At 73.1% G+C, this 2,671-nt stretch carries 2 protein-coding genes; both read right to left on the reverse strand.

What is annotated here, in order from left to right:
• Positions 1 to 149: 149 nt before the first annotated feature.
• A complete protein-coding gene (locus AWZ10_RS45295) occupies positions 150 to 734 on the reverse strand; it encodes an RNA polymerase sigma factor (RefSeq protein ID WP_060894144.1) in 585 nt (194 codons plus the stop codon).
• A gap of 303 nt (positions 735 to 1,037) precedes the next feature.
• Positions 1,038 to 2,453 (reverse strand): amidase, encoded by a 1,416-nt coding sequence (locus tag AWZ10_RS45300; RefSeq protein WP_060894145.1) that lies wholly within the window; start codon positions 2,451 to 2,453, stop codon positions 1,038 to 1,040.
• Positions 2,454 to 2,671: the final 218 nt, after the last annotated feature.

Consider the following 2,671-nt stretch of genomic DNA (forward strand, 5'->3'; position numbering starts at 1 on the left):
GCGGCCGTCCGTCGCTCCGGCGAGGATGCGGGCCAGGTCCGCGCGCTGCCGCGGGGAGTCCGCCAGCCTGGACGGGTCCAGCTCGTCGGGCCGGGCACCCGCGAGCACCTTCATGACGTCGGGCCGACCGGACCGTCCGCGGGTGTTCCTCATGTGAGTGCTCCTTTTCGATCAGTGCGGCGCGGGGCCTGTGCGAGTGGTGCGGAATCCGCCTCGGGTGCGGGCGCCGAATCCGCCGGGTACGCCGGCTCCAGGGCCTTCTCCAGTCGGCGGCGGGCCCGGTGCAGCCGGACGGTCAGCGTCGCGGTGGTGCAGCCCAGGACCCGTGCGGCCTGCCTGGCGCTCAGCCCGTGCCAGGCGATGAGCGTCAGCAGCTCCCGGTCGGCGCCGGACAGGCTCGCCAGGGCCTGCAGCGCGGCTTCCCGGTCGGTCACGTCCGCCGCGACGTCGCCGACGTCGGTCCGGGCCCCGCTGCTGATGTGCTGTGCCTCCGCGGCGGCGAGGGCGTACTGATGGCTGTCCCGGCGGCGCAGCTCGCGCACCAGGTTGCGAGCCACTCCCAGGAGCCAGGGCAGCGCGGGCTGCGGAATGTCCCGCACCCGCCGCCAGGCCACGGTGAACGTCTCGCTGGTGAGGTCCTCTCCTACCTGCCGTCCCACGAGGCTCGTGGTGTAGGCGAGGACGCGCGGATAGCACTCCTCATAGATGTCCCTGAAGCGTTGGGCATGCGTCACGCGCCGTCCCCTCATATCGGCTGTCTCACCAAGCAATGCGCGTGGCGGCCCACTTCTTACAGGGGGAGCCGAAACTCGTGGGACACGGCCCGCGTCACGCTTCGGTGCTCGGGGACGGAACTCCGCCGTCGGGGCGGGCGCGTTGAGGCGTCAAGGCCCCGCGTGCGGCCCGGGAACGGCCGGGGCGGCGGCCGGAAGTCGGCGGCCGGCCCTACCAGGTGCGTCCGGGCTCGGGTGGGCCCTTGTCGGACCGGCGGACGGCGCCGGTGTCACTGGTCCTGGATGCGCCGGACGGCGCAGGTGTCACTGGTCCTGGATGCGCCGGAAGGGCCGGTCGGCCTCCAGCTCGAACGCGATCTCCAGCAGCTTCCGTTCGTCTCCGGGGTGGGCGGAGAACATGACGCCGATGGGCAGCCCGTCCGTCGTCCCGCTCGCGGCGGGCACCGAGACCGACGGAGTGCCGACGATGTTGTCGAGGGGTGTGAACGCCACATACGCGAGGAGCCGCTCGATCAGCTCGGCGTAGGGGACGGCCGGGCTGAGGTGGCCGATCGGTGGCGTGGTGTGGGCGAGCACCGGCGACAGCACGAGGTCGAGCCGGCCGAAGGCCGCCGCGTGCGCCTCCTTCGTGCGCTTCAGCCGTCGCACCACGCCGGGGGTCCGCCGCCAGTTCCGCAGATAGTCCTCGCGCAGCCCCCGGCTGAGGCCGTCCATGCGGTGCCGGTCGAAGTCCGCGCCGAGGGTCCGGCCCGTGGCACCGAGGAGGAAGGACAGCATTCCCCAGTACGTGAGGAAGTCGTCGGTGAAGTTCGGGTCCATGTCCAACTCCACCGGCTCCACGGTGTGTCCGAGCCGTTCGAGCGTGGCCACGGTCTCCGTGACCGCCGCCCGGGTCGCCGCGTCGCAGTGAACTCCGTTCGGCGAGTCCAGCAGGAACCCGATGCGCAACCGGCGCTCCGAGGGACCTTCGACCAGGCCGAGGGGCGGCAGTCCGGAACTCCGCCGGTGCGTCTCCGCGGCGGCGAGGAACGCGGCGGTGTCCCGCACGGAACGGCTCACGATGCCGTCGGAGACGACGTCGATCGGCAGCCGGCGGCCCAGGTCACTTGCCACGACGCGGCCACGAGTCGGCTTGAGGCCGACGAGTCCGCAGCAGGCCGCGGGAATCCGGATCGAGCCACCGCCGTCGTTGGCGTGCGCGATCGGCACGGCACCGGCAGCGACCAGTGCCGCGCTGCCGCCCGACGAACCGCCCGCCGAGTAGCCCGTGTTCCACGGGTTGCGCACCGGCTCCGCACCGTCGTACTCGGTGCTCGCGTTGAACCCGAACTCGGGCAGCCGGGTCTTGCCCAGCACCGTGACGCCGCTGCTCAGGAGCTGCTGGGTGAACGGTGCGTGCCGCCGCGCCGCCCTCGGCCGGAAGGCGCTGCTGCCGTGGCCCGTGGGCAGCCCCTGGTAGTCGGTGTTGTCCTTGACGAAGGTCGGCACCCCGGCGAAGGCGCCGTCCGTTCCGACGGCGTGCGCCGGGCTGCCGACGTGCACCTGGACCGCGCCCAGCCGTGCGTCGACCGCCCGCACCCGCTCCGCGGCGTCCCGGGCGGCCTCGGCGGGGGAGACCTCGCCGCGCCGGATCGCCGCGGCGAGACCGACGGCGTCGTGTTCTCCGAGGGCGTCGTCCCGGAAAGCGTGCACGATGGTCCGTTCGTCGAAAGTCGTCACCGCTGCCTCAGCCCCTGCCCGTGTGGACGGTCGTCCGCCATCATTCCTTACCGTCAAGTAACACGCGAGGAATTCGCCGACCCATTCGATGCCGCTGGGGGTGGCTGGCGTGTCGGGGGTCCGGTGTGGCGGGGTGTGGCGGGGTGCCAGGCGGGTGCCGCTGCCCCACCCGCCGAGTACCCCGTTCCCGTGCAGGGGGGGGGGGGGGGGGGGGGGCG

It is taken from the genome of Streptomyces europaeiscabiei, assembly GCF_001550375.1.
GTDB lineage: Bacteria > Actinomycetota > Actinomycetes > Streptomycetales > Streptomycetaceae > Streptomyces > Streptomyces europaeiscabiei.